A 23,149-nucleotide genomic window follows, 5' to 3' on the forward strand; every position below is an offset into this window, starting at 1 on the left:
CTAGATGCGAACGTAGAGGCTCACGCCGGCGCGGAAGACGCCAAGCCCCGAGCCGGGGACGGTGGGGTCCGCGGGGAGGCTCTCGAAGCGGAACTCGCTGCCGCGTTCGCCGTAGGGCACCTCGACGAAGGTCTGGACGAAGATGTCCCGGATGTCGAAGGGCGAGGAGTTGAAGGCCAGCCGTGACAGGTACGAGGCGTCCTGCACGTTGGCGATGGTGGTGAAGATGAGCGACAACTGCGACATGCCGCGCCGGCCGATGTTGACCTGGCCCAGGGCGTAGTAGCGGCCGTGGAAGAGCGGCCGGAAGTCACCCTGCGCGCTGAGCCAGGGCAGGAAGGCGCGGTCGTCGTAGCCCAGCGGGTTGTGGAAGCCCTCCACCCGGACCACGGCGCGGTACAGCTCGGCGAAGTTGAAGGTGGCTGAAACGCCCGCGCTGACCAGCAGCCTGCGGCCCTCCAGCGTGCGCTCCACGAAGCCGTCCCCCTGGCGGGCCCAGAGGCGCGTGTTGCCGTCGCCCACCCAGGCCAGCTCGGCGTTGAAGTCCAGGATGCCCAGCGCCATCGTCGCGTCCAGGCCGTACCGGGGCCGGCGCGACTGGTCGAACACCGCCGTCGCGGCGATTTCGCCCGTGCCCACCGCCATCTCCGCGCGCACGCCGCCACCGTAGCGCACCCGCCGGAGGTCCTCGCCCGCGTCCTCCACGTTGGCGGTGCCCAGCAGCGACAGGTTGGCGGCCATGGACTCCCACGGCACCGTGAGGCGGACCATGTCGACGCCCGTGCGCAGGTCGAAGATGTTGAGCGGATCCGGGTTGGGCGCCTGCAGGAAGTCGGTCGGGTTCCAGATTTGCGAGCTGCCCCAGCGAATCTCCTGGCGCCCGGCGGTGACGAACAGCCGCTGGGCGACGTCGAACTTCAGCCACATCTGCCCCAGCGCGGCGGCGGGGCCGTTGGCCTCGGTGGACAGCGGGTCGTACGCGAGCCGCCCCATCATGAAGCCGCGCACGTGCTTCGACGGCGTCGCGTCCAGGTAGATGTCCGCCAGCGCGGGGAGGACCGGCGCGTACGACGTCTTCCCCCGCGAGCGCAGGCCCGTCACCTCCGCGCGCTGGAAGTAGATGCCGCCCACCGCCAGCACGTCCGGCTGCCGCTCCTGCGGATTCTCATGCCAGGGGTCCGCGGCCTCACCTCCCGGACCCTGCCAGCCTTCCACGAGGGTGCCGGAGGGACCTGCTCCGGCCGGCGCGGCCGTGGGCGCGGGCGCGTCGAGCAGGTCCTCGAAGCCCGCGGGCGCGCCCGCTTCGCCCGGGTCCACCGCGGCGGTGGCGAGCCCGGCGGCGGAGCCCGCGTCGGGCGGCCGCTCCCCCGAGGCAGGGGCCGCCCTGGGGGCATCGTCCGGAGTCGCGGCGGCCGGCACGGTGGTGCCTTCGCTCCCGGCCTGGGGCAGGGGGCCCCGTGCCGGGGAGCCGCGCACCGGCGCCAGGGGCTCGATGTAGCGCATCGACTTCACCCGCTGGCGCGCGTCCAGTCGCACGCTCAGTCCGCGCTCGCGGTAATGCCACCAGCGCTGACGTGCCGGCGCGGCCTCCTCCTCGCGGCAGTCCAGGCCCGCGTCCGGAGGCTTCGCCGCGTCACACGCGGGGCCGTACAGCGCGGTGAGGCCCGCGGGCGTCGGCGGCCGGGTGGGGATGACCTCGATGCGGCGCAACACGCCCTGACGGGCGTCGAAGTGGAAGCTCGTGCTCCGCGTGCCCCCCGGCGCGGCCTTGCGCTGGTACGTCAGCACCACCTCGCCGTCCTTGTGGACCTGTCGGGTGGGGGCGCCGAAAGAGAGCAGCACCTGCTGGAGCGTCGTCACCCCGGGCTCCGTGCCGTTCCAGGGCTCGGCGGACGCGGCAAGACTCCAGAGCAGGACGGCCGCGGCCAGGGCTCGGACGGACAGAGGGGGCATCATCACAGGGGCCCCCTGAGCGTATACGAGTCTCAATCCGCGATACATGTGTCGAAAAATTCTTAGGAAAAGGGACTGTGGATTGACAGCCCCCCCGGACAGCCGGAAACAATCGCGCCCCCACCCCCCGCTCCAGGAGGCCTCATGGCTTCGGAAGAGACCTTGTCCGCAGCGCCCGCCCAGAACGCGTCAGCCACCGTCGACGCGGCTCCCACCGAGGCCTCCGCCGCGCCTGAGAAGCTCGATGAAATCGAGGAGATCGACTTCCTGCTCGAGGAGATCGAGAGCAAGATTGCTCCGCTCGCGCTGGCGTGAGGGTCGTGCGTTCCTACGTTGACGCCTTCTCCGCGTACTGGCACCCGGTCGCCTTCTCGAACGCGCTGACGGCGGCTCCGCTCGCCGTGCAGTTGCTGGAGACGGAGCTGGTGCTGTGGCGGACGGGCTCGGGCGTGGCCGTGTCGCACCGGCGGTGTTCGCACCGGGGCGCCGACCTCAGCCTGGGCGTCGTCACCCCGGAGGGGCTGCGCTGCGGCTTCCATGGCTGGACCTACGGCGCGGACGGCCGCTGTGTGCGCGTCCCGTCCCAGCCGTCCGCGCCCATTCCCGCCCGCGCGCGCGTCTCCGCCTTCCAGGCCACGGAGCGCTACGGCCTCGTCTGGGTCTGCCTGGCTCCGGAGCCCGCCGCGCCGCTGCCGGAGTGGCCGGAGCTGGAGGATGGCACCCTGGCCACCGTGCCGCTGCCGGTGCTGGACTGGGACGTCGCCGCGGGCCGGATGATCGAAATCGTGCTGGACGTGGCCCACCTGTCCTTCGTGCACGAAGGCACCTTCGGCAACCCGGAGCAGCCGGAGGTGCCCCCGTATGAGGTGGAGCGGCGTCCCACCGGCGTCAGCGCGCGCATCGTGTATCCCGCGATGGCGCCGTCGACGGACGGCCTGCCGCCCCGGGTGGACCGCACCACGCTCACCTACGACGTGACGCTGCCCTTCGCCGCGAAGCTCGCCTTCAAGCCCACGCTCTTCTACGTCCACACCGTCTACGCCATCGCCGCTCCGCTCTCCGAGGAGAAGATGCGGTGCTTCTACTTCGCCTCGTACCACCCCCGGTTGCGCAACCACTTCCCGGACATGTTCGTGAAGAGTGAGCTGGCCATCCTGGAGCAGGACCGCCGCACGCTGGAGGGCGTGCGTCCCCGGGCCCAGCCCCTGGATTTCGCCGGCGAGGTCCACTCGCCCGCGGACCGGCTGCCCATCGAGTACCGGCGGGGCGTCATCGCCCTGCGGCTGGGCAGGCCCGTGGACGGACCCGCTCCGGAATGAGGACCCACACCCCGATGCGTTCCAGCCTCCTCTTCCTGCTGCTGGCGCTGAGCGCCTGCCAGCGCAATGAATCCCCGCCGCCCGCCAAGGCCCCGGCCGCGGCCGCGCCCGCGCCGTCCACGCCCAAGGCCCCGCCCGCCGCGGTGGCCGTGGACGCGGCGAAGCTGGAGCGGGGCCGGTACCTGGTGGAGAACGTGCTCGCGTGCGGCTCCTGCCACACGCCGCGTGACTGGTCCCGCTACGGCGGCCCGGCCTCCGGCCCCGCGCTCTCCGGCGCCTGCTGGGATGACGCGAGCTGGGAGCTGCCGGGCCGCGTCTGCGCGCCCAACATCACGCCGGACCCCGAGCACGGCATCGGCCGGTGGACGGACGCGGAGCTGCTGCGCGCGCTGCGCGACGGCACCGGCCGCGACGGCAAGACGCTCTTCCCCCTCATGCCCTTCCTCCTCTACCGCGAGCTGTCGGACGCGGATGCCCACGCCGTGATTGCCTGGCTGCGGCAGGCGCCGGCCAGCCCGCGTGATGGCGGCCGCTCCGCCATCCCGGACGAGGTGTACGCGCAGTACAAGGACCTGGCCGCGCCGGTGAAGACGGTGGTGCCGGAGCCCGCGGCGGATGACGTCTCCCGCGGCCGTTACCTGGCCACCGTGGCGCAGTGCGCCGCGTGTCACGCGGGCATGGACGACGCGGGCACCCCCTTCGCCGGCGGACGTCCGCTGCCCACGCCGCACGGCCCGGAGGTCGTCGCCAACCTCACGCCGCATGCGCGCGGGCTCGGGGCCCTGGACGAAGCGGCCTTCGTCGCCCGCTTCACCGCCTTCAAGGACCTGACGCCCGCGCCCGCGAAGGCCGGTCAGGTGAACAAGCTCACCATGCCCTGGGTCTTCTTCGCCGGACTGGCGGAGGCGGACCTCCGGGCCCTCTACCGTTACCTGCGCACGGTGCCCGCCATGGCACCCACCGCGCCTTCCGCGTCTGGCAAATGACCCATTCTGGCGCCACCTGGGAGCGTCCGGTAGACTCCCAGCGCGTCCCCTGAAAGCCCAACGTCCCGCCCCATTCCCCCATGGTTGCGCGTGACGCGTGCCCTCATGAAATCTCTCTGCAAGAGACTGCTCCTGTCCCTGGTGGTGTTCTCCGCCGGCTGTGACGTCTTCAACATCGGCGATGCCGAAGGGACCCGTGGCCGCGGCGCGAGGGCGTTCGACCCGTATTCGAGCTCCGCCTCCGGCGCCATCGCCCTGTCGCTGCTGTACTACAACGGCTGCGCCATCCTCCCCACCGGTGAGCCGGTGTCGCCCGGCTCGCTGAACCTGCCGGACTACCCCGCCGCCTGCGAGGCCATGAACATGATGGGCCAGCCGGTGCCGCCCTCGGCCCGGTTCGAGGTGACGCCAGGCGTCAATTATTTCATCCGCGAGTTCACCGCGGTGGACGCCATCACCGGCGTGCACACCGACTTCAACGACCACCACGCGCCGTCCTTCTGGATGCGCAAGCAGTCGCGCTTCAAGGACCTGGACTGGTCGGGCGTGACGGTGGGCCGCGACGAGTGGACCAACGACTACGACTCCACCTTCCAGCGCGAGACGTACTACGAGAACGCCGCGTGGATGCGCTCGCTGGACGACACCTTCCTCATCGAGGTGCTCGACGCGGACGGCGCCGTGCGCACCTCCGTCACCTACAGCCGCCGGGACTTCATGGGTGAGAGCGCCACCACGGGCCGCACGCGCGCGAGCTGGATGGTGGCGGACCTGGCGCGGCCGCGCTTCCCCGGAGACCCGGAGGTGAGCCTGCTGCCGGACGGCACCGAGCCCACCTACAACACGATGGTGAAGGCGTCCTTCTCCGGCGCCACCGACCCGTTCAAGACGCTGGCCATGCCGCAGCTCACCGGCGAGGGCCTCATCCGCGTCACCTGGAGCCTGCTGCCCCTGCAGCCCTTCGTCTTCCCCATCGTCTTCACCCCCGAGGCGGAGCGCCCGGCCACCTGCTACCGGCTGGACGAGACGGGGCTGGCCACCGACGAGCAGGTGCCCTGCGGCTTCGGCCTGACGCAGGCGGTGCGCGTCAACCGCCCGGCCAACGGCAGCTTCTTCATGCCCGGTGACTCGGTGGACTTCATGGTGTCGCTGCGCGACGGGGACGGCAACGGCCTGCACCCGCGCAACCGGATGCCCAGCTACAACGAATACATGGGCGAGTCCTCCAACGGCCTCGCGTACTTCAACGAGCAGATGCTGCTGACCTACCGCGAGGCCAGCTCCTCGGAGTCCGGCTTCAAGGTGGTGGGACCGCTGCAGGACCTGCAGGTGTCGCGCGGCTCCTACGACCTGCCGTACTTCTCCTTCCCGACCTTCAGCGAGCCGCACTTCTACCTGCCGCCCGGCTCCAACCTGCTCGCGGGCGGCGGTGACGCCCAGCCGCCCACGCACTACTCGGTGCAACTGCCGCCGAACGCGAAGTCCGGCACCTACGCCATCATCCTCAAGGGGCACCGCAGCTACATGGGCGAGCGCCTCAACCGGCTGGACCCCTTCTTCTTCCAGGTGGGCCAGGCCCAGCCCACCACGTACCCGGGCCGCGTGGGCAACTGCCAGGTGTGCCACAACGGGGTGAACTCGCTCTCCAACGTGCACCACGGCATGTCCGTGGACCACGTGGAGGCGTGCAAGACGTGCCACATCGAGGAGGGCTACGGCTACCTGCCGGACGTCATCCACCGCATCCACAACAGCTCGCGCAAGTACAACCAGAACAAGGGTGACTGCACCATGTGTCACCTGACGCGGGAGAGCACGCTGTGGCCCAGCCTGATGAGCTGCAACGGCTGCCACGTGTCGTCGCACGGCACGGAGTACTTCGACCTCCGCTTCGAGCCCATGCAGAACACGCCCAACGGGTACGGCAACTGCGCCGAGTCGTGCCACGTCACCACGCCGCCGGCCGAGCACATCCTCCCGCCCCGCTGAGCCCTCAGAGGAACGCCATGCAGGTTCGCTCCCTCCTTGCTTCCACGCTGTCCGCCGCCGTGCTCTCCGCGTGCGGCGGCAGCAGCGCGCCGCCTCCGCCCGTGTTGGACGCGGACGCGCCCTTCACCGACCTGCCCGCGCGGCGGGTGCCCGTCTCCGGCGTCATCTTCGACCCGGAGGCGATGTTCTATTCCTTCGTGATGTGGCCGCCCGACCCGAACGACCCGGAGGCGGGGCCGCCGCTGCCCGCGTTGCTGTACGGCATGCCCACGGTGATGCGCGCCTCCGCGTGGGGCGCGCAGGTCAGCATGGTGGGGCCCACCGGCGAGGTGGTCGACACCAGCGGGCCCGCCATGCCGCCCTGGGGCAACTTCCAGACGGAGGGAATCCCCGCCGACCCGACGGTGCCGTACCTCATGCGCGCCGAGCCCGCGCCCGGGATGTCGGTGGGCGGCAACGACATGTTCCCGGTGGAGGAGGGCTACGCGCCCATCCCCGAGGTGCCGTACCACGCCACCACCACCCTGCGGCCCATCGCGGCCACCGGGACGCAGTGCCTCATCCAGTCGCCGGCCATCGTGGGCGAGGCGGGCGCGCTCGGCGCGCTGGCGCAGGTGATTTCCGAGGAGACGGGGACGTCCGTCTCCCCGGCCAGCCTGGCGGACGCCGCGTCGGGCCGCTCGGTGGCGCTGCTGTGGGTGTACTCGCCCAGCCCGGTGCTGGACGCGTTCCTGTTCCCCAGCGGTGACATCGCGGCGGAGACGACGGCGGGCGCGCTGTACGCCATTGACTGGGCGCCGCCGGGCTCGTTCCCGGGGCAGACGGAGATGGGCTACTTCGCCATCCCCAACGGCATGAGCAGCCTGGGCTACTACGCGGTGGTGGTGCCGCCGGGCGCCGCGAGCGCGCTGACGGTGAGCTTCGTGGACACCCTGGAGGACGCGGAGCAAGGCCGCCCCTGGGAGGTGCCTCCCTTCTTCGTCCAGGGCCTGCCGCCGGGCGTGTCCTTCACGCGCCTGTTCGCCATGGCGCCCATGCCGCCCATGGAGGAGAACCCCTACGAGGAGCCCGCGCCGCCGCCGGACTTCGGCTTCCTCTGCTACCCGGAGGGGTGATGCACCCGGGCGCCCACGGCGCCTACCGCGAGGGCTCCACCGCGAGCCCCCGGAAGCGCACCGTGGGCTGCCCGAAGGACACCGGAAGCGGGCCGTGGTCCAGCTTCCGGCAGCCGCGCGTGGCGAAGAGGTTCTTCGCGTCCGCGCCCACCGCGTCGATGGCCGCCAGGGCCTCGAGCCCGTTGCCCCGGAGGATGCCGGGGCCCACGCGGCGCCCGGGCCGGCCGTCGCGAATCTCCCGCGCCTCCACGATGTAGAAGCTGAAGTCGCCCGACAGCAGGTCCATCTGCCGGGGGGTGAGGTGCTGCACCAGCAGCCCGTGCGGGAGGTCCGCCATCAGCGCCTCCAAATGCCCCTGGTGCGCGTCCACGCGGGTGTGCGCCATGCGCGGCAGGGGCGGGTGCCGGTAGCTGACGCGCCGCCCGTGTCCGTTGGGCGCGCGGCCCAGCGCGGTGGCGCTGCGGGCATCCAGGAGCGGCGCGTCCACCCGGCCCTCCCGGAGGAGCGTCACCGGCAGGGCGGCGTGGCCTTCGTCATCCCACGCGAAGCCGAGCGCGCCGTGGCCGTCCGTCGGGTCGTCGGAGACGGTGAGGTGCGCACCAGCCACCTGCTGCCCCAGCCGCCGCGCGAGGTAGGAGCCTCCGCGCGCCACCACGTCTCCCTCCAGCGGATGGCCGCACACCTCGTGGAAGAAGCAGCCGGAGGCGGCGCCCGGTGGGAAGACGACGGGCAGCACGCCGCGAGGGCAGGGGACCCTGGGCGTCGTGTCCCGCAGCTCCCGCGCCAGGCCTTCCACCAGGGCTTCCAGCGAGGGCAGGGCGGCGCGGGCGCCAGCACCGTCCGGCCAGGCGGCGCAGCGCCAGAGCTCGGCGATGCCCGCGCCGCTGTCATGGAAGGCCTTCACCTCGAGCAGGGCGTGGCGCTGCGTGTCTTCGCGCAGGTGGGCGTCGCTGGCGGACAGCGTGTGGCGCTCCACCTGGCGCAGCAGCACGTCCAGGTGCAGGGCGCCCGCGGCTCGCGCCGCCTCCGCCAGCCGGTGGACGAGCGCCAGCGTGGCCTCCGTGTCGCCGCCCAGGCGGGGCTCGGCGTCGAGCAGGGGCCGGGCCCGGTGCTCCAGCTCGCCTGGGAACAGGCCCTTCTTCGCGTGCGTGCCGCCCACCTGGGCCCACTGCCAGGCGGTGCCCTCCGGCGTGGCGTGGCCCCGGGACCAGCCCCGGTCGAGCATGGGCGCGACGACGCGGGCGCCGGCGCGCTGGTGGAGGACCTCGGTGACTTCGCGCCGCTCCACGAACCAATCCACGCGTGTGTCCTCCGGCCGCGCACCGCAGCGGGCTGCGCGTGGCTCCAGGTGACGCCGCGACGGCGGGCGCCGGGCGTGGAGCATATGCCAGCCCGTGAAGCGGCCCCACACACGCGCGGAGTGCCGCCACGCGAGGACGGAAGCCCGCTATCCTCATGGCCGGGCCTGGCGCATGCCGGGCGGAGGCAGCGGATGCAGGGCGGTTCCGAGGAGGACAGCGGCGTGGCGTCATGCGCGGGCCTTGGGCTGCGCGCGCTGCTGACCTCCGCCACCGAGGCGCTGGCGTCCTTCTCCCGCCGCCACGCGCCGTCACACGCCGAGCTGTTCCTCGCCGCGGAGCGCAAGCTGTCGCTCGAATACGACGCGGGGACGGGCCGCTCCACCCTCAACCAGGGCGAGTCGTTGGACGCCACGGCGAGGGTGGCCTGGGACGCGCGGCAGGGCCTGTGGACCGCGCCCGTCGGAGACGCGAGCGCGCTGCCCCTGCTGCTGGAGCGCGCGGAGCAGGTCGCCGCCCCGGGGCGCGCGGGCCCCCTGCCTGGCCTGCCCGCCATGTCACCCGCGGCGCCCGCGAGCCCTCCCGCGCTGCAGCCGGACCGCGCGGCGCGCTGGATGAAGCGCTTCATCCAGACGGCCGTGCCGCCGGGGAGCGTGGTGCAGGCCGCCGTGCTGTCCCAGTCCGCGGCCTGGCGTGCGCTGGTTCGTGAGCACGGCGTTCAGCGTGTCCGCACGGAGTGGCGGGAGACGCTCTTCGTGCGCTGCGAGACGCCGCGCGGCGCCCTGGTGGACGCGGTGGCGCTGCCCCCGGACGCGAACGAGGACGCCTTCGCGCCGCTGCGCCAACGGCTCGCGGACGCGGTGGACGCGCTCACGGGGCCGGCTCACCGGGTGGACCGGAGCCTGCCCCTGGTGCTGCGGCCCGCGGTGGCCGCGCCGCTGGCGGCGGGGCTCCTCTGGCTGCTGCGGGGCGACGTGGCCGCCGCCACGCCCGCGCTGGCGCGAGCCGTGGGCCGCAAGCTGTTCCCCTCGGCCTTGAGCGTGGTGGATGACCCGCACCACCCGGCGGGCCCGCGGCGCGTGCCCCTGGATGACGAAGGGTTGCCCACCGAAGCGCTGACGTTGGTGGACGCGGGCGTGCTGCGGGCCTTCCTTCACGCCGCCGACACCGCGACGCGGCTGGGCGCGCCGCCCAACGGACGCGGCTTCCGGCCCGCGTTGGCGCCCCCCGCGCCCGAAGCCGTGAACCCCTGGGTCGTGCCCGGCGCGGCGCCCGCGCTTCCCGCTCACTACACGGAGCTGGTCGCCCGCGTGGAGACCTTCACCACCATGCCGCGTCCAGGCACCGTCACCGTGGTGGCGGGCGGCTGGGAGGTGCGTGACGGCCACCGCGTGCGCCGGGTGGCGCCGGTGGAGCTGGAGCTCCCCGTGCTGGAGACCTTCCGCGCGCTCCGTGGCGTGGGGAACGATTTGACCTTCTTCCCCACCGCCGAGGGGTGTGGCACGCCCACGCTCGTCTTTCCGCCCCTGCTGGCGGATGCCCCGGGAGGGCACGCGGCCAGGTGACGCCCGCGCTCCTCGGGGCGGGGCCGTGCCAGGAGGGCGACGGATGGCCGCCTGCCTTGCGAGCGGGACGGGCACTCACGCCAGATCCGGTGCATGCTGCGCGCACGACGCTGGCCCAGGGAGGCGGCGTCACGGGAGGACGCGGATGTCGGGTCAGTCGCTGGCGGCGAAGATGCTGGAAGGGGCGCGGGAGTGGGCGAAGCGGCTGCCGAACGCGCTCTCCAACGACATGGCGGTGGACGTGAGCCGCAGGCGGGTGCGCCTGTCGCATGCGCGCGTGGAGACCGTGGTGCGCCAGCTGCTGACCCGCTTGAAGCACTTCGAGCTGCGGGAGTGGTCCGCGCGCGAGGACGTCTATGACGTCCGCTTCTCCGTCCGCGGCTGGCGCCTGCGCGTGGAGACCACCCCCGAGCGCGTGGAACTCGCCGCCGGGCGCTACCGTCTGTGGCTGAGGACGCCGGGCGTGGTGGCGCTGGAGGAGTCCCAGACGGCCTCGTCGCTGGTGATGGGCGTGCTGCGCGCGGGCGCCGGGAGGGCCGCGATGCGCGCCCTGGCGGAGCGGATGCTCCCTCCCGGCATTCGCTGGGACGGCCAGGTGTTGCAGGTGGAGGGGCCGCTGCCGGAGGAGGGCGTGCTGCCCGCCAGGCTCTTCGACACCGCCGCCCTGGCCATGACCGCCGAGCATCAGGCCGAGGGCCTGTGGCTCTCCGCCGAGGCCTGGCCTGGGCTCATGGACCTGCTCCAGGTGGTGTTCGGCACGGAACTTCCGCGCACCCCGCCCGGCGTTTAGTCTGGCGGTCCGGAAGGCCAGGCCCTGGGCCGCTCCGCGCTCCGGGAGGGAAGCGGGGCCGGTGGCGTCCACGAAATCGCCCTCCGGGACGCTCCCCAGGGCCCTCGGCGGTCCCAATATTGATGGGGCGCCAGACGATTTCCAGGGCGCGGAGGTGGGAGTCAAGGGGCTGGAATTCTTCGGTTATACGCCACGTTTCCTTCACGCGGCGAACAGCCGGTGGAGATTCGGGACCTTCCACATTCGACATTGGTCTCTCGACAGGCTAGAGGCTGCCTGTCTCGCGTTTGGGACGGGCTGTGGCCTCGCGCCGCACGCAGAAAGAAGAAGAAACATGGCAACTGGTACCGTGAAATGGTTCAACGACGCGAAGGGCTTTGGATTCATCGCCCAGGATGACGGTGGGGCCGACGTGTTCTGCCACCACACCGCCATCCAGTCGGACGGTTTCCGTACCCTGGCCGAGGGCCAGAAGGTGGAGTTCGAGACCCGGAAGGGCCCCAAGGGCCTCCAGGCCGAGAACGTCCGCGTGGTCGGCTGAGAGCTCAGGCTCAGCACCATCAGCCCGGTCTCCTCACTGTGAGGCCGGGCTTTTGTTTTCAGCGAGGGAGGCTCAATGCAAGGAAGATCCACGAAGCGCCAGAAGGAGCAGGCGCGCAAGCAGCACCAGCAGGAGAAGAACGCGAAGCGCGAGGAGCGCAAGAAGGTCAAGTCAGAGCGCGGGCCGCGTCAGCCGGGCGAGGTCGACCCCGATATCGCGGACATCATCCCGGGTCCCCAGCCGCCGCTGGAGATTTGAGTCCAGTATCGTGCCGCCTGGGCTCGCCACGCTGTCGGTGGTGCCCAGGGCAACCTTCCGGGACGGCGCTGACGCCCCCGGGAGGACGCAGTATCCACTTCCCCTGACGTCACGCAGCAAAGCGGCCCCTAGGGCCCGGCCGCGCGGAGCACCTCGGCGCGGGTGATGCGATCCAACCGGAAGGGCCGTCGCTCCCCCGTGCTGAGGTCCTCCCCGTCGATGCGCGTCTCATGCCGGTTCATGATGACGGACATCACGCGCACGTCGCGGACCGTCTCCAGATAGTTGCTGTCGACATAGGTGATGCGCAGCGGCTGCTGCTCGAACCACGCGCGCTCCAGCGCTTCCCGGACGCCCTTCCTGCTCGGCAGCGACGGCACGCCGATGAACGACAGCTCCCGCAGCCGGGTGAGCAGCTCGCGCTGCGCGGAGGTGGAGAGCGCCGCGCGCACCTTGTCCAGCGCCGACTCCAGCGTGCCGGCGAAGGGCAGCAGCCGCATGTCGATGGCGAAGCGCCCCAGCGCGACGATGAGCGCCGCCTCGCGCGCGGTGAAGTTCACCGGCGGCAGGCTGTAGCTGCGATCCAACGCGTACCCGCCGCCCCGGCCGCGCTCGGCGGAGACCGGCATGGACGACGCGCGCAGCGAGTCCAGGTCCCGGTAGATGGTGCGCACCGTGACGCCGAACCGCTCGGCCAGGACTTCCGCGGTGACCCCGGTGCGACGGCCCCGGAGGTACTCGGCGAGGGCGAAGAGTCGCTCGGTCCGTTGCATGGAGAGAAAACCTGACATACCACTGTCACCCCCGGCCCTCAAGCTGACGGCATGGCCCTGGAGCGACGTGCCTTGCATCCCACGCCGCGAGCGGCTTGCATCGCGCGCGTTCGCGGCACTTCCGCCCGGAGGGACTCCATGGAGGACGAGTGGCTCTGGGGCTGGGACCCCACGCCGGGCATCGTCTCCGTGTGGGCGGAGCCTGACGGCCGCGCCTTCGTCTGGCGCCGCGTCCCGAGGACGGGGGCGCTGGTGCGAGAGGACGTGCGCTTCCGTCCGTGGCTGCTGCTGTCGTCCCTGGAGGACCTGGCGCACCTGGGCCCCCGGCTGCGCCCGGAGTCAGAGGGGCCCGCGCGGCACCGGGTGACGTGGCAGGAGCTGGAGGGGCCCGGGGCGCTGCGCTACCTGGTGCGCGCGGAGGACGGCCGCGCGCTCACCAGCGCGGTGCTGGAAGGGGCGTCCCGGCGGCTGGGCCGGCCGGTGGCGCACCTGAGGGACCTGGGCGCCAACGCGGCGCTCGCGCTGCCGCCGGAGGAGCAGTACCTCACGGCGTCGGGCCGCACGTACTTCCGCGACCTCGACTTCGACGAGCTGCGCCGGATGCAGTTCGACCTGGAGACCACCGGGTTGGACCCGGCGCACCACCGCGTCTTCCTGGTGGCGCTCCGGCGGCCGGACGGGGAGACGGAGACGCTCGAGGCCCAGGGGGAGGACGACTCGGCGGAGGCGGACCTGCTCTACCACCTGGCCGAGCGCGTTCGGACGTATGACCCGGACGTCATCGAGAACCACAACCTGCACGGCTTCGACCTGCCCTTCCTCGCGCGGCGGGCCAGGCACCTGGGCGTGTCGTTGGCCCTGGGCCGCGCGGGGGCGCCGGGCCTGCGCCACCGCCCCTCCGCCCGGGGCGCCGCGCTGGGCCGGCCCGTCCCCGGCGCGCCGCCGGACGCCATGTGCCGCGCGCGCTACACCGTGCCCGGGCGCGAGCTCATCGACACGCTGGACGCGGTGCTGCGGCATGACTTCTCCACGCGCGACTTGCCCGGCCACGGGCTCAAGGCCGTCGCCCGGCACCTGGGCCTGGCCGGACCGGAGCGCGAGCACATCCCTGGTGCCCGGGTGTACGAGGTCTTCCGCACGGACCCGGCGCGCGTGCGGCGCTATGCCCGAGACGACGTCACGGAGGCGGGCGGCCTCGCGCGGCTGCTGGGCGGCGCGGCCTTCGCGCTCGCGCGCATGGCGCCTCGCCGCTACGAGCGGCTCGCGGACGCGGGGCCCGCCACCGGCGTGCTGGACCCCTTGCTGGTCCGGGCCTACCTCCGGGAGGGCGCGGCGCTGCCGGCGCACGAGGACGGGGATGGCACCTCGCACAGCGGCGCGGCGCTCCACCTGTTCGCCACCGGCGTGGCCCGGCGCATCGTCAAGGCGGACGTCGCCAGCCTGTATCCCTCGCTGATGCGCCAGTACCGCATTGGCCCCAGGCGGGACCGGCTGGGCGTGTTGCTGGCGCTGGTGGACCGGCTGGTGGACCAGCGGCTGGCGGCGAAGGGCAGGGCGCGTGCCGCGGCCCCCGGCTCGCAGGAGCGCTTCACGAACGAGGCCCTGTCGGCGGCGATGAAGATTGTCGTGAACTCCGCCTACGGCTACCTGGGCGCGGTGGGGCTCACCCGCTTCTCGGACGTGCACGCGGCGAACGAGGTGACGCGGCAGGGACGCCAGGTGCTGGGCCTCTTGTGCCGGGAGCTGGCACGGCGCGGCGTCACGCTGCTGGAGGCGGACACGGACGGCGTGTACTTCGCCGTCCCGGAGGCCTGGCGGGAGGCCGACGAGCGCCGCGTCGTCGCGGAGGTCGCCGCGCTGCTGCCGCCCCGGGTGCAGCTCGAGTTCGACGGGCGGTACGCCGCGATGCTGTCGCACGAACCGAAGAACTACGCGCTCCAGCCCTATGACGGACCGCTGGTGCTCCGGGGCGTGGCCTTCCGCTCCAGCCGCGCGGAGCCCTTCGGGGAGGCCTTCCTGCGCCGCGCGCTGCGCTGCCTGCTGGCCGGAGACGTCCCGGGCGTGCGCGAGGTGTACGTGGAGACGGTGATGGCGCTGCGCCGCCGGAAGGTGCCGACGCTGGAGGTCTGCGCCCACGTCCGCCTGACGAAGTCCGCCGCGCAGTACCGCGCCATCCGCCCCCGCCGGCGCGAGCTGCCCTACGAGGCCATGCTGGCCAGCGGGCGCGCCGAGTGGCCCCTGGGCGAACAGGTGCGCGTCTACCGCGCCGTGGGAGGCCGGGCGGGCCTGCTGCCCGTGCCGGAGGCGGATGACCCGGGCGCCGCGAGGCCGCTGACGCGCGAGGAGGACCCGCGCGACTACGACGTGGAGTACTACGTGCGGCTCTTGCGTGAGACGTTCGCCGCGCGGCTGGTGCGCGCGCTGGAGCCGGAGGACTTCCGGACCGTGTTCGACGACCCCGGCCAGCCCTCGCTCTTCGCGCCCTCGCTCGCGGAGGCGAGGCCCATCCTCACGGTGCTGGCCGAGCCGCCCGACGCGCCGGAGCCGGTGTAGCGCCCCACCCGGGGCGCCACACCGCGCGCCAGGGCTCAGGACATGCCGGCGTGCGTCTGGACCTCGGGCCCGGCCGCGGGGGCCTGCCGCGGCGCCAGGGCGGTGCGCTGCAGCCAACCCGCGAGCCCCAGGAGCACCAGCCCGGAGGTGCGCAGCGTGCGCAGCAGCTCCGCGCTCTGCGCCGCGTCCCCGGGCAGCAGCGGCGCCAGCCAGCCGCGGGCGTCGTAGAAGAGCCACATGGCGCCGGAGACGCCCATGGCCCACCACACCCAGGCCAGCCGTCCGCCTCGCAGCATGTACGCGACGCTCAGGATGGGCGCCACCAGCAGGATGGTCGTCATGTCGGCCAGCGTGGAGGCCAGGCTGATGACGGCGGACATGGTCGCGGCGCTGTCAGCGCCCAGGTGCCTCACTTCCGTGGCGAGCACCGGCAGCCCCACCGCGAGCGCGGCGATGGCCGTCCCCGCCCACAGCGCGTTGGAGCGGAAGCTGGACGGCGGCTGGAGTCCGGACTGCCGGTAGGTCATCGCCAGGAGGATGAGCGCGTACGTGGTGCAGACGTTCGCCAGCACCACCACCCCCATGCGCAAGGGCAGCAGCGGGGACTGCGTGAAGGGCACGTCCGGCACCGCGTGGAGCCAGTAGCTGCGCAGCGCGGTGCTGACCAGCGACAGGAAGGCCCCCGCGGCCAGTCCGCCCCACACCTTGCGCAGGTAGTCACCCGGGACGAACGAGCGCGCCGCCGCGAACGTCCCCGCCACGGCCAGCACGCCGCTGCCCCACCCGGCGACGTCATGCACGAGCTGGAGCGAATGCGGCGCGTCCAGCGCCGAGGCCGCCGCGAAGGCGTGCGCCAACTGGAGCACGAGCACCGCGCCGAACCACGGCACGATGCTCCCGGCCGCGCGGCCCGTCGAATGAGTGCTCATCACAGCTTCTCCAGGGAGGCGGAAATCTCCGCCAGGACGACCTTCGCGTGCAGGGCGCCGATGAAGGTGTTCAGCATGGGCTTGAGGCCCTCGAGCAACTGCGGGAGGTCTTCCCGCTTGAGCTGCTCGGGAGGCCGCTTGAGGGTCCGAAGGGCGGCGGTCTGGATGGCCATCTTCGCGGTGAACCCGCCGAGCAGGGGTTCCAGATGTCGCACGAGCGTGTCGTGCCAGCCGGCGGGGGAGGTCTGGGAGGACGAAGGAAGAATCGCGCCACCTCCTGGTGGAGCCCCGGAGCGTAGGCAGTTTCCAGCCCGCACACGAGGGGCCCCCGTGTCTGTCCATGCGGAATGTGGCAGGTTTTACTTGTTTTGATTTGAAAGCATGGAATTGAATCGGGTGTTCCGGCCGGGCCCTGGACTGCGCGCCCGCATGTCGTCCGGGCGCCCGCGCCACGCCGCGACTGGGAATGGCTCAAGAAGGGGCCGGGAGCGTCTATCTCCACCGCGAAGCCGCGGAGGCCGTCATGCCCGGGGACAGGGTGGTCTGCGCCTACTGCGCCGCGCCATTCCTGGTGGCATAGGACAAACGGCCTTTCCTGGAGGCGTGTACGGGTTGCCGCTGGCCTGATTCTTTGGCAATCGGGGGACGCACAGCGCCGTAGTGGCTCCGTCATTCGACGAGTCGCCAGGTCATCCAGGGGAGGTCCGATGAGAAGAGTATTCGGAGCGGTAGCACTGGCCGCGTTCACCGGCTGCGCGACCACGCAGGAAGCCCAGAAGCCGGAGACGCCGCCCGCCGTGGAGACGGCGAAGGTGGAGGCGCCCGCCGAGCCGCCGTCGAAGCTCCAGGTGCCCGTGGACTACTACAAGCTCGACAACGGCTTGAAGGTGGTCCTCTCGCGTGACAGCTCGGCGCCCAAGGCCGTCGTCGCCGTCTATTACAACATCGGCTTCCGCATCGAGCCGAAGGACCGCACCGGGTTCGCGCACCTGTTCGAGCACATGATGTTCCAGGGCTCGACGAACCTGGGGAAGATGGAGTTCATCCGCCTCATCCAGAAGAACGGCGGCGTGCTCAACGGCTCCACGCGCTTCGACTTCACCAACTACTTCGAGGTCGTCCCCTCGAACACGCTGGAGACCATCCTCTGGGCCGAGGCCGACCGCATGCGCGGGCTCGACGTGACGGAGGAGAACCTGAAGAACCAGCAGGGCGTGGTGACCAACGAGGTGAAGGTCAACGTCCTCAACCAGCCCTACGGCGGCTTCCCCTGGCTGGACATGCCGCAGGTGGCGAACAGCAACTGGTACAACGCCCACAACTTCTACGGCGACCTGAAGGACCTGGAGGCCGCGTCGCTTGCGGACGTGCGCGCCTTCTTCAAGACGTACTACGCGCCCAGCAACGCCGCGCTCGTCGTCGTCGGTGACTTCGAGCCGGAGCAGGTGAAGGGGTGGATCCAGCAGTACTTCGGGCCGCTGCCCACCGTGGCGCAGCCGTCCAAGCCGGACATCTCCGAGCCCCGGCAGACGAAGGAGAAGCGCCACGACAAGGTGGACAAGCTGGCCCAGCGGCCGGCGCTCGCGGTGGGCTACCACATGCCCGACGTGGGCACGCCCGAGTACTACGCCATGGCGCTGGTGGACGAGGTCCTCCTCAATGGCAACGACAGCGCGCTCTACCAGCAGCTCGTGCAGAAGAAGGGCCTGACGGGCGAGGTCTCCGGCGGGGTGAACCAGCTCGGCAACCACTGGAACTACAACGGCCCCATGCAGTGGACCGCGTACCTGTTCCATGACGCGGACACGACGACGGAGACCATCCTCACGGAGTTCGACGGCGTGGTGGCGCGGCTCCAGGAGCAGCCCATCGACGCGGCCACGCTGGAGCGGGCGCGGGTGAAGGCGCGCTCGCGGCTGTACGGACAGTTGGAGGGCTTCCTCGGCTTCGGCCGCGCGGACCTGCTGGCGTCCTTCGCGCTCTTCTTCGACGACCCGGCGCGCATCAACCGGCTGGAGGCGGAGCTGATGAAGGTGACGCCGGAGCTCATCCAGAAGACGGCGAAGGAGTACCTGCGCCGTGAGAACCGCACCGTGCTGACGGTGACGCCCGCCGCGGCCACCGCCACCCAGACGAAGGCCCCCTGAGGACACGCCCCCATGACCACGCACTCAATTCGCACCCGCCTTGTCGCGCCCGCGCTGATGGTGCTCGGGATGCTGTCCGCGCCGGCCCTCGCGGCCGCCCCCGCTCCGGCGCGCACCAGGGAGGCGCCACCGGCCCCCCAGGCGCCCAAGCCCTTCAAGGTCCCCGTCCGCACGGAGTTCAAGCTCGACAACGGGCTGGAGGTCTCCCTGCTGCCCTACGGCGACATGCCGAAGGTCGCCATCCAGCTCGCCATCGACACCGGCAACATCCATGAGAAGGCCACGGAGACGTGGCTGGCGGACCTGACGGGCAGGCTGCTGTCGGAGGGCACCACCACGCGCTCGGCCGAGCAGCTCGCGCAGGCGGCCGCGCAGCTCGGCGGCTCGCTCAACATCGGCACGACGATGGACCAGACCTACGTCGGCCTGGAGGTCCTCTCTGAATCGGCGCCGGACGCGGTGGCCCTCATCGCGGACGTCATCCAGAACCCGGCCTTCCCGCCGGCGGAGGTCGAGCGCGTCAAGGGCGACCTCGTCCGTGAGATGGCCATCTACAAGAGCCAGCCGGGGACGCTCGCCGACGAGCGGCTGCTCCAGGCGCTCTACGGTGACCACCCGTATGGCCGCTACTTCCCGCCGGAGGCCCAGCTCAAGGGCTACACGGGGGAGGCCGTCCGCGCGCACTATGACGCCAACATCGGCGCGGCGCGTTCGCGGCTGTACGTCGTGGGCCGGTTCGAGCCGGCGGCGGTGGAGAAGGCCATTCGCGGCGCGTTCACCGGCTGGAAGGCCGGCCCGGCGCGGCTCCAGAACCTGCCCAAGCAGCAGGTGGCGAAGGCGGTGCAGTTCATCGACCGCCCTGGCTCGGTGCAGTCCACGGTGCGCGTGGCGGTGAAGGCCCTGCCGCCCTCCAGCCCGGACTTCGTCAAGCAGACGGTGCTGAACACGCTGCTCGGCGGCTACTTCAGCTCGCGCATCACCGCCAACATCCGCGAGGCGAAGGGCTACACGTATTCGCCCCACAGCACGGTGTCCGCGCACCTGGAAGACGCCTACTGGGTGCAGAACGCGGACGTGACGACGGCCGTCACCGGCGAGTCGCTGAAGGAGATTTTCAAGGAGGTGGCCACGCTGCGCCAGACGCCGCCGCCCGCCGAGGAGCTGAGCGCCGTCCAGAGCTACCTGGCGGGCACCTTCCTGCTCCAGAACTCGTCGCGCAGCGGCATCATCGGGCAGCTCCGCTTCGTGGACCTGCACGGCCTGCCGGATTCGTACCTGCAGAACTACGTGCAGTCGGTGATGGCCGTCACGCCGGAGCAGGTGCAGCAGCTCGCCGCGAAGATGCTGACGCGTGAGGCGATGACCGTCATCGTCGTGGGCGACCAGAAGGCGGTGGCGCCGCAGTTGAAGGTCGTGTCCCCCGCGCTGAAGTGATTCTCCGGGAGGCGGAGGCCATCCCGGGCCTCCGCCTTCCTCCTGGTTGCTTCCAGGGGCGAGCCGCGTTTTGAGCGCGGCACGTGTCGTGGTGACGGGGAACCTCGTCCTGGACGAACAGTTCCGGCTGCTGCGCGCGGACGTGGTGAACGGCGACGGCGGCTGGTCCTACAAGGACGTCGCAAAGTACCTTCTTCGCCGGCAGTCCCTGCTTCGTTGACGGGGCTTGGCGCGACGCGCAGATCCGCTAGCGTGCGCGACATGGCAAAGAATGCAGATGAGAGCGCGGTGGCGGAAGCGGTGGAGCGGCTCAAGTCCCTGGCGGAGGAGGTCGAGGACCTGACGGTGGAGTTCTCCAAGCCCGTGACTGCCGCCGAGGTGGCGAAGCTGGAGAAGAAGTTCAAGCTGAAGCTGCCCCCCAGCTACGTGCACTTCATCCGCACCTACGGCACCTTCAAGGTGCTGCACGGCGGGCGGGAGCTCATCGGCATGGAGGAGCCGGGCTTCCTGCGCGCGGCGGCACCGGACGCGTCGGACGCGGTGAACGGTGACGACCCCGACGTGGAGGAGGCCATCAACGAGGCCCTCTTCTTCCAGCGCGCGGATGATGACGCGGTGGACAACTTCTGGTGCTTCAACCCCCGTGACGTCACACCGGAAGGAGAGATGGGCGTCGTGGGCTACTACCACGACGAGACCTTCGAGCTCCCCCAGCTCCTGGGGACGAAGAACGCCAGGCACTTCCGGGCGTTCCCGGCGCATATCGTCGAAGTCATCGACGAACTCATCGAGAACTTCGCGGAGGCGTGAGGGCGGCGGAAGCCCGTGCTCGACGGGCACGGGCTTCGTCGAACCGCCGGGCGGCTCGAATCAGAGGCAGTCGCCCAGGCCTTCGTAGATGGTGGTCTGGGTATTCGGCAGCGTCGCGTAGAGCGGCGCCGTGCCCGCGAGCGCCGTCAGGAGCTGCTGAATCGTGGTGCTCGGGGCGAGCGGCACCTGGCAGGACCAGGTCTGGGCATCCACCGTCACCGCGCCCGTCGCCGGGTCGACCTCCTCGTTGCTGGCGGCGAAGACCCAGACGCACTGGCCAAGCTGGCCCGTCTGGTCATTCACGGAGCAGCGGAAGCGCAGCGACTCGATGTTGCTGTATTCGCCCTCGCAGAACGTGTCGCCACAGATGGCATCGAAGTTCTGGTTGAGGGAGCGGGTGAGCTGGTACCACGCCTCGATGTCCGCCTCTGACGTCAGATAGGCGGACGTGTCCACATACTGGCTGGTGACAGTCTTTTCGACTGCCAGGGCGGACACCGGCGAGAGGAAAGACAGACTCAGGGCGGCAATGGAAAGCTTGGAGGGGAGGGTCATGCGCCCTATTTAATCCTTCCCCTCCGTTCGTGAATCCGCCGCCATGGCCTGACACGGAGTTTTGACTGCACTCCGATAGGAATTCTCCATCACTGGCACCCCCGGCCGGAGCCCAGACCTTGGAAGCCTGGACTCCGGCCGGGGGAGGGCCGCCTCAGTCCTTCTTCAGCTGGAGGAGCTCCCAGCCGCCGTCCGGATGGAGGTTCATCGGGTTCGCGGTGCCGACGTAGAGCGCCTTCCTGCCGCTCACCAGCGTGCGAACGCCGTAATTCGTGTCATTGCCCAGGCCCCTGAGGGACTCCGCCACCGCGCTCTTGTTGCGGCCCTCGAAGCGGAAGAGGTCCGCGCCTTCCTTCGGAATCGCGATGTTGAGCACCCGGAGGAAGTGGTGGTGGGCCCGGCGCGCGTCCTCCACCGAGTGGAGGCTGGAGGCGATGGCGGGCGGCGCCATGGGCGGCAGCGTCACGCCCCCAATGGCCTCCTGCAGCCCCACGCGCGCTACCTGGCTCCAGTCGAAGGTGCCCAGGTACAAGTCATTGCCGTAGACCTCCAGCGCCCACGTATAGGCGTTGAAGAAGTTGCCCAGGCCGGAGGAGCCCCAGCGCGGTTCGGGGTTCTCCAGGCGGTTGCGGTAGAAGTCGTTGAACGCGATGTTGTAGCCCCTGGCGAGGGGGGAATATCGGGGCAGGTACTTCTCGCCGTAGATGACGCGCACCGACTCGTCCTGGTTGCCCAGTTCATCGCTCTGGAAGACGGACGTGGAGCGGTGCGTGCCCAGCGCGGTGTTCAGCAGCTCCAGCCAGTCGAGGCTGCCGCTGCCATCCGCGTCCAGGTTCAACAGGCCCGCGGCGTGCGCGCCCAGGGCCACCGACGTGGCGAGGAATGGGACGTGCATCGTGCCCCAGTAGAGCCGCCCGTCGAACGACGCCACCGCGCCGCCGCCCGTGGTGGCCGCGGCCACCAGGTCCGGCTCGTAGTCGCGGATGTCCCAGACCTTCCGCCACTGGCTGGCGTCGTCGTCGTCCAGCCCGTCCTGCTCCAGCCGGGGGCTGCGCCACACGCCCATGAAGCGCGCCGTCAGCGGCGAGGGGGCGCCCCCCGAGAGGAAGGTGGGCCACGTCGTCACGTAGATGCGGCCGGCGTGCTCCACCAGGTTGGCCACCTCCGCGTCCGTCTGGCCCACGACCTCGAAGTTGAAGAGGACCGCGGGGTTGGTGGACCGCTGGCCGCGCCACCGGAGGACGGCGCCGCCGGGGGCATTGCCCACCACCTGGCTGTAGGCCACGCCCGTGTACAGCGCGCCGCGGACGTTCACCCATTCGCGGATGTTGTTGTACTGCGGGAGGTTCGTCGCGCCGAGGAAGGCCCCTGTCTCCGAATGGAAGGCGAACAGGTTGATGCCCGCGATGAGGCTGGGGCCCGCCAGGAAGACGACGCCGTCCTGCGCGCCCGCCGAGCGCAGGCCCACGGTGGTGCGCCGCAGCAGCTCCGCCCAGCCGGGCAGGCTCCCGTTGAGCGACGAAAGCACCCCTGTGTTCAGCTGGTAGCGCTGCAGGTCGGGCGGCCGGAAGTCACCCGTGCCGGACTGGCTCTGGCCGAACTCACAGACCCAGTAGGGGTTCTCCTGCGGCGTGGTGGCGCCGAGGAAGCCCTGCTCCACCAGGCACAGCGTGTTCGCCACCGTGCCGAACCACAGGGACCTGTCCGCCAGGGTCAGCCCCCAGACGTAGGCCTGGTTGCGCTTGGGCGTCGTGCCCGGGTCGCAGGGGGGCTGGCTGATGGGGCCACCAATGGAGGAGAAGCACTCATCCACCTCTGCCTTCGCGAGCAGGTTCCGCTCCAGCTCGGGACGCGTCCAGATGCCCTTGTCCCCGTTGATGATGAAGCGCTCGTAGGTCCAGAACTTCACCAGGTTCAGGGTCGGCAGGGCGCTCACGCCCACCGTGGGGTACATGTCCAGCTCCCAGGCCACGTCCTGCTCGGTCGGGACCCTGGGCAGGTCGGCCTCCAACGGCTCCGCCTGCGACGCCATTCTTGCCTGTGTGACGTCCATGTCCTCGGGCTGGGTGGGCACTCCACATCCCGAGGCGACCCACATTCCCATCGCACCTGCCACTGCCTTCCACCCGTGACG

General features: G+C 71.3%; 21 protein-coding genes. 14 read left to right on the forward strand and 7 right to left on the reverse strand.

Annotated features, from left to right (window positions below; translation table 11 throughout):
- On the reverse strand, positions 1-1,956 hold the full coding sequence (locus MYMAC_RS08665) for a hypothetical protein (protein WP_239989426.1): 1,956 nt from the start codon (positions 1,954-1,956) through the stop codon (positions 1-3).
- A 141-nt stretch (positions 1,957-2,097) separates the two neighbouring features.
- Here MYMAC_RS08665 and MYMAC_RS36735 point away from each other — a divergent pair, with 141 nt between their 5' ends.
- The 5 genes from MYMAC_RS36735 (at position 2,098) to MYMAC_RS08685 (ending at position 7,362) form a co-directional block, all read left to right on the forward strand.
- The gene (locus tag MYMAC_RS36735) at positions 2,098-2,268 is read left to right on the forward strand and encodes a Xan family putative trans-acting RiPP leader peptide (RefSeq protein WP_013935244.1); all 171 of its coding nucleotides are present in this window, start codon (positions 2,098-2,100) and stop codon (positions 2,266-2,268) included.
- A gap of 5 nt (positions 2,269-2,273) precedes the next feature.
- Positions 2,274-3,272, forward strand: coding sequence for a Rieske 2Fe-2S domain-containing protein (locus MYMAC_RS08670; protein WP_095961528.1), 999 nt, complete (start codon positions 2,274-2,276; stop codon positions 3,270-3,272).
- A 14-nt stretch (positions 3,273-3,286) separates the two neighbouring features.
- The gene (locus MYMAC_RS08675) at positions 3,287-4,258 is read left to right on the forward strand and encodes a c-type cytochrome (protein ID WP_095957731.1); all 972 of its coding nucleotides are present in this window, start codon (positions 3,287-3,289) and stop codon (positions 4,256-4,258) included.
- 105 nt (positions 4,259-4,363) lie between these two features.
- On the forward strand, positions 4,364-6,247 hold the full coding sequence (locus MYMAC_RS08680) for a hypothetical protein (protein ID WP_050989269.1): 1,884 nt from the start codon (positions 4,364-4,366) through the stop codon (positions 6,245-6,247).
- Between the two features lie 17 nt (positions 6,248-6,264).
- Positions 6,265-7,362 carry a hypothetical protein gene (locus tag MYMAC_RS08685; RefSeq protein WP_013935240.1) on the forward strand — a complete coding sequence of 366 codons (1,098 nt, stop codon included), beginning with the start codon at positions 6,265-6,267 and terminating at the stop codon, positions 7,360-7,362.
- 22 nt (positions 7,363-7,384) lie between these two features.
- On the opposite strand, the gene MYMAC_RS08690 is transcribed toward MYMAC_RS08685, so the two are convergent.
- Positions 7,385-8,662, reverse strand: coding sequence for a TldD/PmbA family protein (locus tag MYMAC_RS08690; RefSeq protein ID WP_204817480.1), 1,278 nt, complete (start codon positions 8,660-8,662; stop codon positions 7,385-7,387).
- A gap of 192 nt (positions 8,663-8,854) precedes the next feature.
- On the opposite strand from MYMAC_RS08690, the gene MYMAC_RS08695 reads away from it, so the two are divergent.
- From MYMAC_RS08695 to MYMAC_RS08710, 4 genes are all read left to right on the forward strand, one after another.
- A complete protein-coding gene (locus MYMAC_RS08695) occupies positions 8,855-10,225 on the forward strand; it encodes a metallopeptidase TldD-related protein (RefSeq protein WP_095957733.1) in 1,371 nt (456 codons plus the stop codon).
- A 145-nt stretch (positions 10,226-10,370) separates the two neighbouring features.
- Positions 10,371-11,015: a hypothetical protein gene (locus MYMAC_RS08700; RefSeq protein WP_095957734.1), complete on the forward strand. Its 645-nt coding sequence runs from the start codon at positions 10,371-10,373 to the stop codon at positions 11,013-11,015.
- Between the two features lie 334 nt (positions 11,016-11,349).
- Positions 11,350-11,556, forward strand: coding sequence for a cold-shock protein (locus MYMAC_RS08705; RefSeq protein WP_013935236.1), 207 nt, complete (start codon positions 11,350-11,352; stop codon positions 11,554-11,556).
- 75 nt (positions 11,557-11,631) lie between these two features.
- Positions 11,632-11,814, forward strand: coding sequence for a hypothetical protein (locus MYMAC_RS08710; protein WP_011551729.1), 183 nt, complete (start codon positions 11,632-11,634; stop codon positions 11,812-11,814).
- A 128-nt stretch (positions 11,815-11,942) separates the two neighbouring features.
- On the opposite strand, the gene MYMAC_RS08715 is transcribed toward MYMAC_RS08710, so the two are convergent.
- Entirely contained in the window at positions 11,943-12,587 is a 645-nt protein-coding gene (locus MYMAC_RS08715; protein ID WP_013935235.1) for a helix-turn-helix transcriptional regulator, read from the reverse strand.
- Between the two features lie 138 nt (positions 12,588-12,725).
- Here MYMAC_RS08715 and MYMAC_RS08720 point away from each other — a divergent pair, with 138 nt between their 5' ends.
- Positions 12,726-15,140, forward strand: coding sequence for a ribonuclease H-like domain-containing protein (locus MYMAC_RS08720; protein WP_095957735.1), 2,415 nt, complete (start codon positions 12,726-12,728; stop codon positions 15,138-15,140).
- Between the two features lie 35 nt (positions 15,141-15,175).
- Here the strand turns inward: MYMAC_RS08720 and MYMAC_RS08725 are convergent, their stop codons facing one another.
- Together MYMAC_RS08725 and MYMAC_RS08730 are read right to left on the reverse strand one after the other, a co-directional pair.
- Positions 15,176-16,069 (reverse strand): hypothetical protein, encoded by an 894-nt coding sequence (locus MYMAC_RS08725; RefSeq protein WP_095957736.1) that lies wholly within the window; start codon positions 16,067-16,069, stop codon positions 15,176-15,178.
- Positions 16,069-16,284, reverse strand: a complete 216-nt coding sequence (locus MYMAC_RS08730) for a hypothetical protein (protein WP_013935232.1) — start codon at positions 16,282-16,284, stop codon at positions 16,069-16,071. The genes MYMAC_RS08725 and MYMAC_RS08730 overlap by 1 nt, the downstream gene beginning before the upstream one ends.
- Before the next feature lie 492 nt (positions 16,285-16,776).
- Between MYMAC_RS08730 and MYMAC_RS08735 the strand changes: the two genes are divergently transcribed.
- From MYMAC_RS08735 to MYMAC_RS08745, 4 genes are all read left to right on the forward strand, one after another.
- Positions 16,777-18,216, forward strand: coding sequence for a M16 family metallopeptidase (locus tag MYMAC_RS08735; RefSeq protein WP_095957737.1), 1,440 nt, complete (start codon positions 16,777-16,779; stop codon positions 18,214-18,216).
- A gap of 12 nt (positions 18,217-18,228) precedes the next feature.
- Positions 18,229-19,650 (forward strand): M16 family metallopeptidase, encoded by a 1,422-nt coding sequence (locus MYMAC_RS08740; protein ID WP_095957738.1) that lies wholly within the window; start codon positions 18,229-18,231, stop codon positions 19,648-19,650.
- Positions 19,651-19,720: 70 nt separating this feature from the next.
- The gene (locus MYMAC_RS36740) at positions 19,721-19,870 is read left to right on the forward strand and encodes a hypothetical protein (protein ID WP_157757477.1); all 150 of its coding nucleotides are present in this window, start codon (positions 19,721-19,723) and stop codon (positions 19,868-19,870) included.
- A gap of 41 nt (positions 19,871-19,911) precedes the next feature.
- Positions 19,912-20,460: an SMI1/KNR4 family protein gene (locus tag MYMAC_RS08745; protein ID WP_095961529.1), complete on the forward strand. Its 549-nt coding sequence runs from the start codon at positions 19,912-19,914 to the stop codon at positions 20,458-20,460.
- A 60-nt stretch (positions 20,461-20,520) separates the two neighbouring features.
- Here MYMAC_RS08745 and MYMAC_RS08750 read toward each other — a convergent pair whose 3' ends face one another.
- Together MYMAC_RS08750 and MYMAC_RS08755 are read right to left on the reverse strand one after the other, a co-directional pair.
- The gene (locus MYMAC_RS08750) at positions 20,521-21,015 is read right to left on the reverse strand and encodes a hypothetical protein (protein WP_095957739.1); all 495 of its coding nucleotides are present in this window, start codon (positions 21,013-21,015) and stop codon (positions 20,521-20,523) included.
- A gap of 154 nt (positions 21,016-21,169) precedes the next feature.
- The gene (locus MYMAC_RS08755; RefSeq protein WP_095957740.1) at positions 21,170-23,047 is read right to left on the reverse strand and encodes a hypothetical protein; all 1,878 of its coding nucleotides are present in this window, start codon (positions 23,045-23,047) and stop codon (positions 21,170-21,172) included.
- Positions 23,048-23,149 lie beyond the last annotated feature (102 nt).

The sequence above is a fragment of the Corallococcus macrosporus DSM 14697 genome, from assembly GCF_002305895.1.
GTDB classification, from domain to species: Bacteria; Myxococcota; Myxococcia; order Myxococcales; family Myxococcaceae; genus Myxococcus; species Myxococcus macrosporus.

What these genes read in the sequence shown, in the direction of transcription:
- MYMAC_RS08695 (WP_095957733.1), top strand. Translation starts at nt 8,855, where the DNA reads ATGCAGGGCGGTTCCGAGGAGGACAGCGGCGTGGCGTCATGCGCGGGC.
- MYMAC_RS08700 (WP_095957734.1), top strand. Translation starts at nt 10,371, where the DNA reads ATGTCGGGTCAGTCGCTGGCGGCGAAGATGCTGGAAGGGGCGCGGGAG.
- MYMAC_RS08750 (WP_095957739.1), bottom strand. Translation starts at nt 21,015, where the DNA reads ATGACCCTCCCCTCCAAGCTTTCCATTGCCGCCCTGAGTCTGTCTTTC.
- MYMAC_RS08665 (WP_239989426.1), bottom strand. Translation starts at nt 1,956, where the DNA reads ATGATGCCCCCTCTGTCCGTCCGAGCCCTGGCCGCGGCCGTCCTGCTC.
- MYMAC_RS08725 (WP_095957736.1), bottom strand. Translation starts at nt 16,069, where the DNA reads ATGAGCACTCATTCGACGGGCCGCGCGGCCGGGAGCATCGTGCCGTGG.
- MYMAC_RS08715 (WP_013935235.1), bottom strand. Translation starts at nt 12,587, where the DNA reads ATGCAACGGACCGAGCGACTCTTCGCCCTCGCCGAGTACCTCCGGGGC.
- MYMAC_RS36735 (WP_013935244.1), top strand. Translation starts at nt 2,098, where the DNA reads ATGGCTTCGGAAGAGACCTTGTCCGCAGCGCCCGCCCAGAACGCGTCA.
- MYMAC_RS08705 (WP_013935236.1), top strand. Translation starts at nt 11,350, where the DNA reads ATGGCAACTGGTACCGTGAAATGGTTCAACGACGCGAAGGGCTTTGGA.
- MYMAC_RS08685 (WP_013935240.1), top strand. Translation starts at nt 6,265, where the DNA reads ATGCAGGTTCGCTCCCTCCTTGCTTCCACGCTGTCCGCCGCCGTGCTC.
- MYMAC_RS08720 (WP_095957735.1), top strand. Translation starts at nt 12,726, where the DNA reads ATGGAGGACGAGTGGCTCTGGGGCTGGGACCCCACGCCGGGCATCGTC.
- MYMAC_RS08740 (WP_095957738.1), top strand. Translation starts at nt 18,229, where the DNA reads ATGACCACGCACTCAATTCGCACCCGCCTTGTCGCGCCCGCGCTGATG.
- MYMAC_RS08680 (WP_050989269.1), top strand. Translation starts at nt 4,364, where the DNA reads ATGAAATCTCTCTGCAAGAGACTGCTCCTGTCCCTGGTGGTGTTCTCC.
- MYMAC_RS08735 (WP_095957737.1), top strand. Translation starts at nt 16,777, where the DNA reads ATGAGAAGAGTATTCGGAGCGGTAGCACTGGCCGCGTTCACCGGCTGC.
- MYMAC_RS08675 (WP_095957731.1), top strand. Translation starts at nt 3,287, where the DNA reads ATGCGTTCCAGCCTCCTCTTCCTGCTGCTGGCGCTGAGCGCCTGCCAG.
- MYMAC_RS08745 (WP_095961529.1), top strand. Translation starts at nt 19,912, where the DNA reads ATGGCAAAGAATGCAGATGAGAGCGCGGTGGCGGAAGCGGTGGAGCGG.
- MYMAC_RS08755 (WP_095957740.1), bottom strand. Translation starts at nt 23,047, where the DNA reads ATGGCGTCGCAGGCGGAGCCGTTGGAGGCCGACCTGCCCAGGGTCCCG.
- MYMAC_RS08710 (WP_011551729.1), top strand. Translation starts at nt 11,632, where the DNA reads ATGCAAGGAAGATCCACGAAGCGCCAGAAGGAGCAGGCGCGCAAGCAG.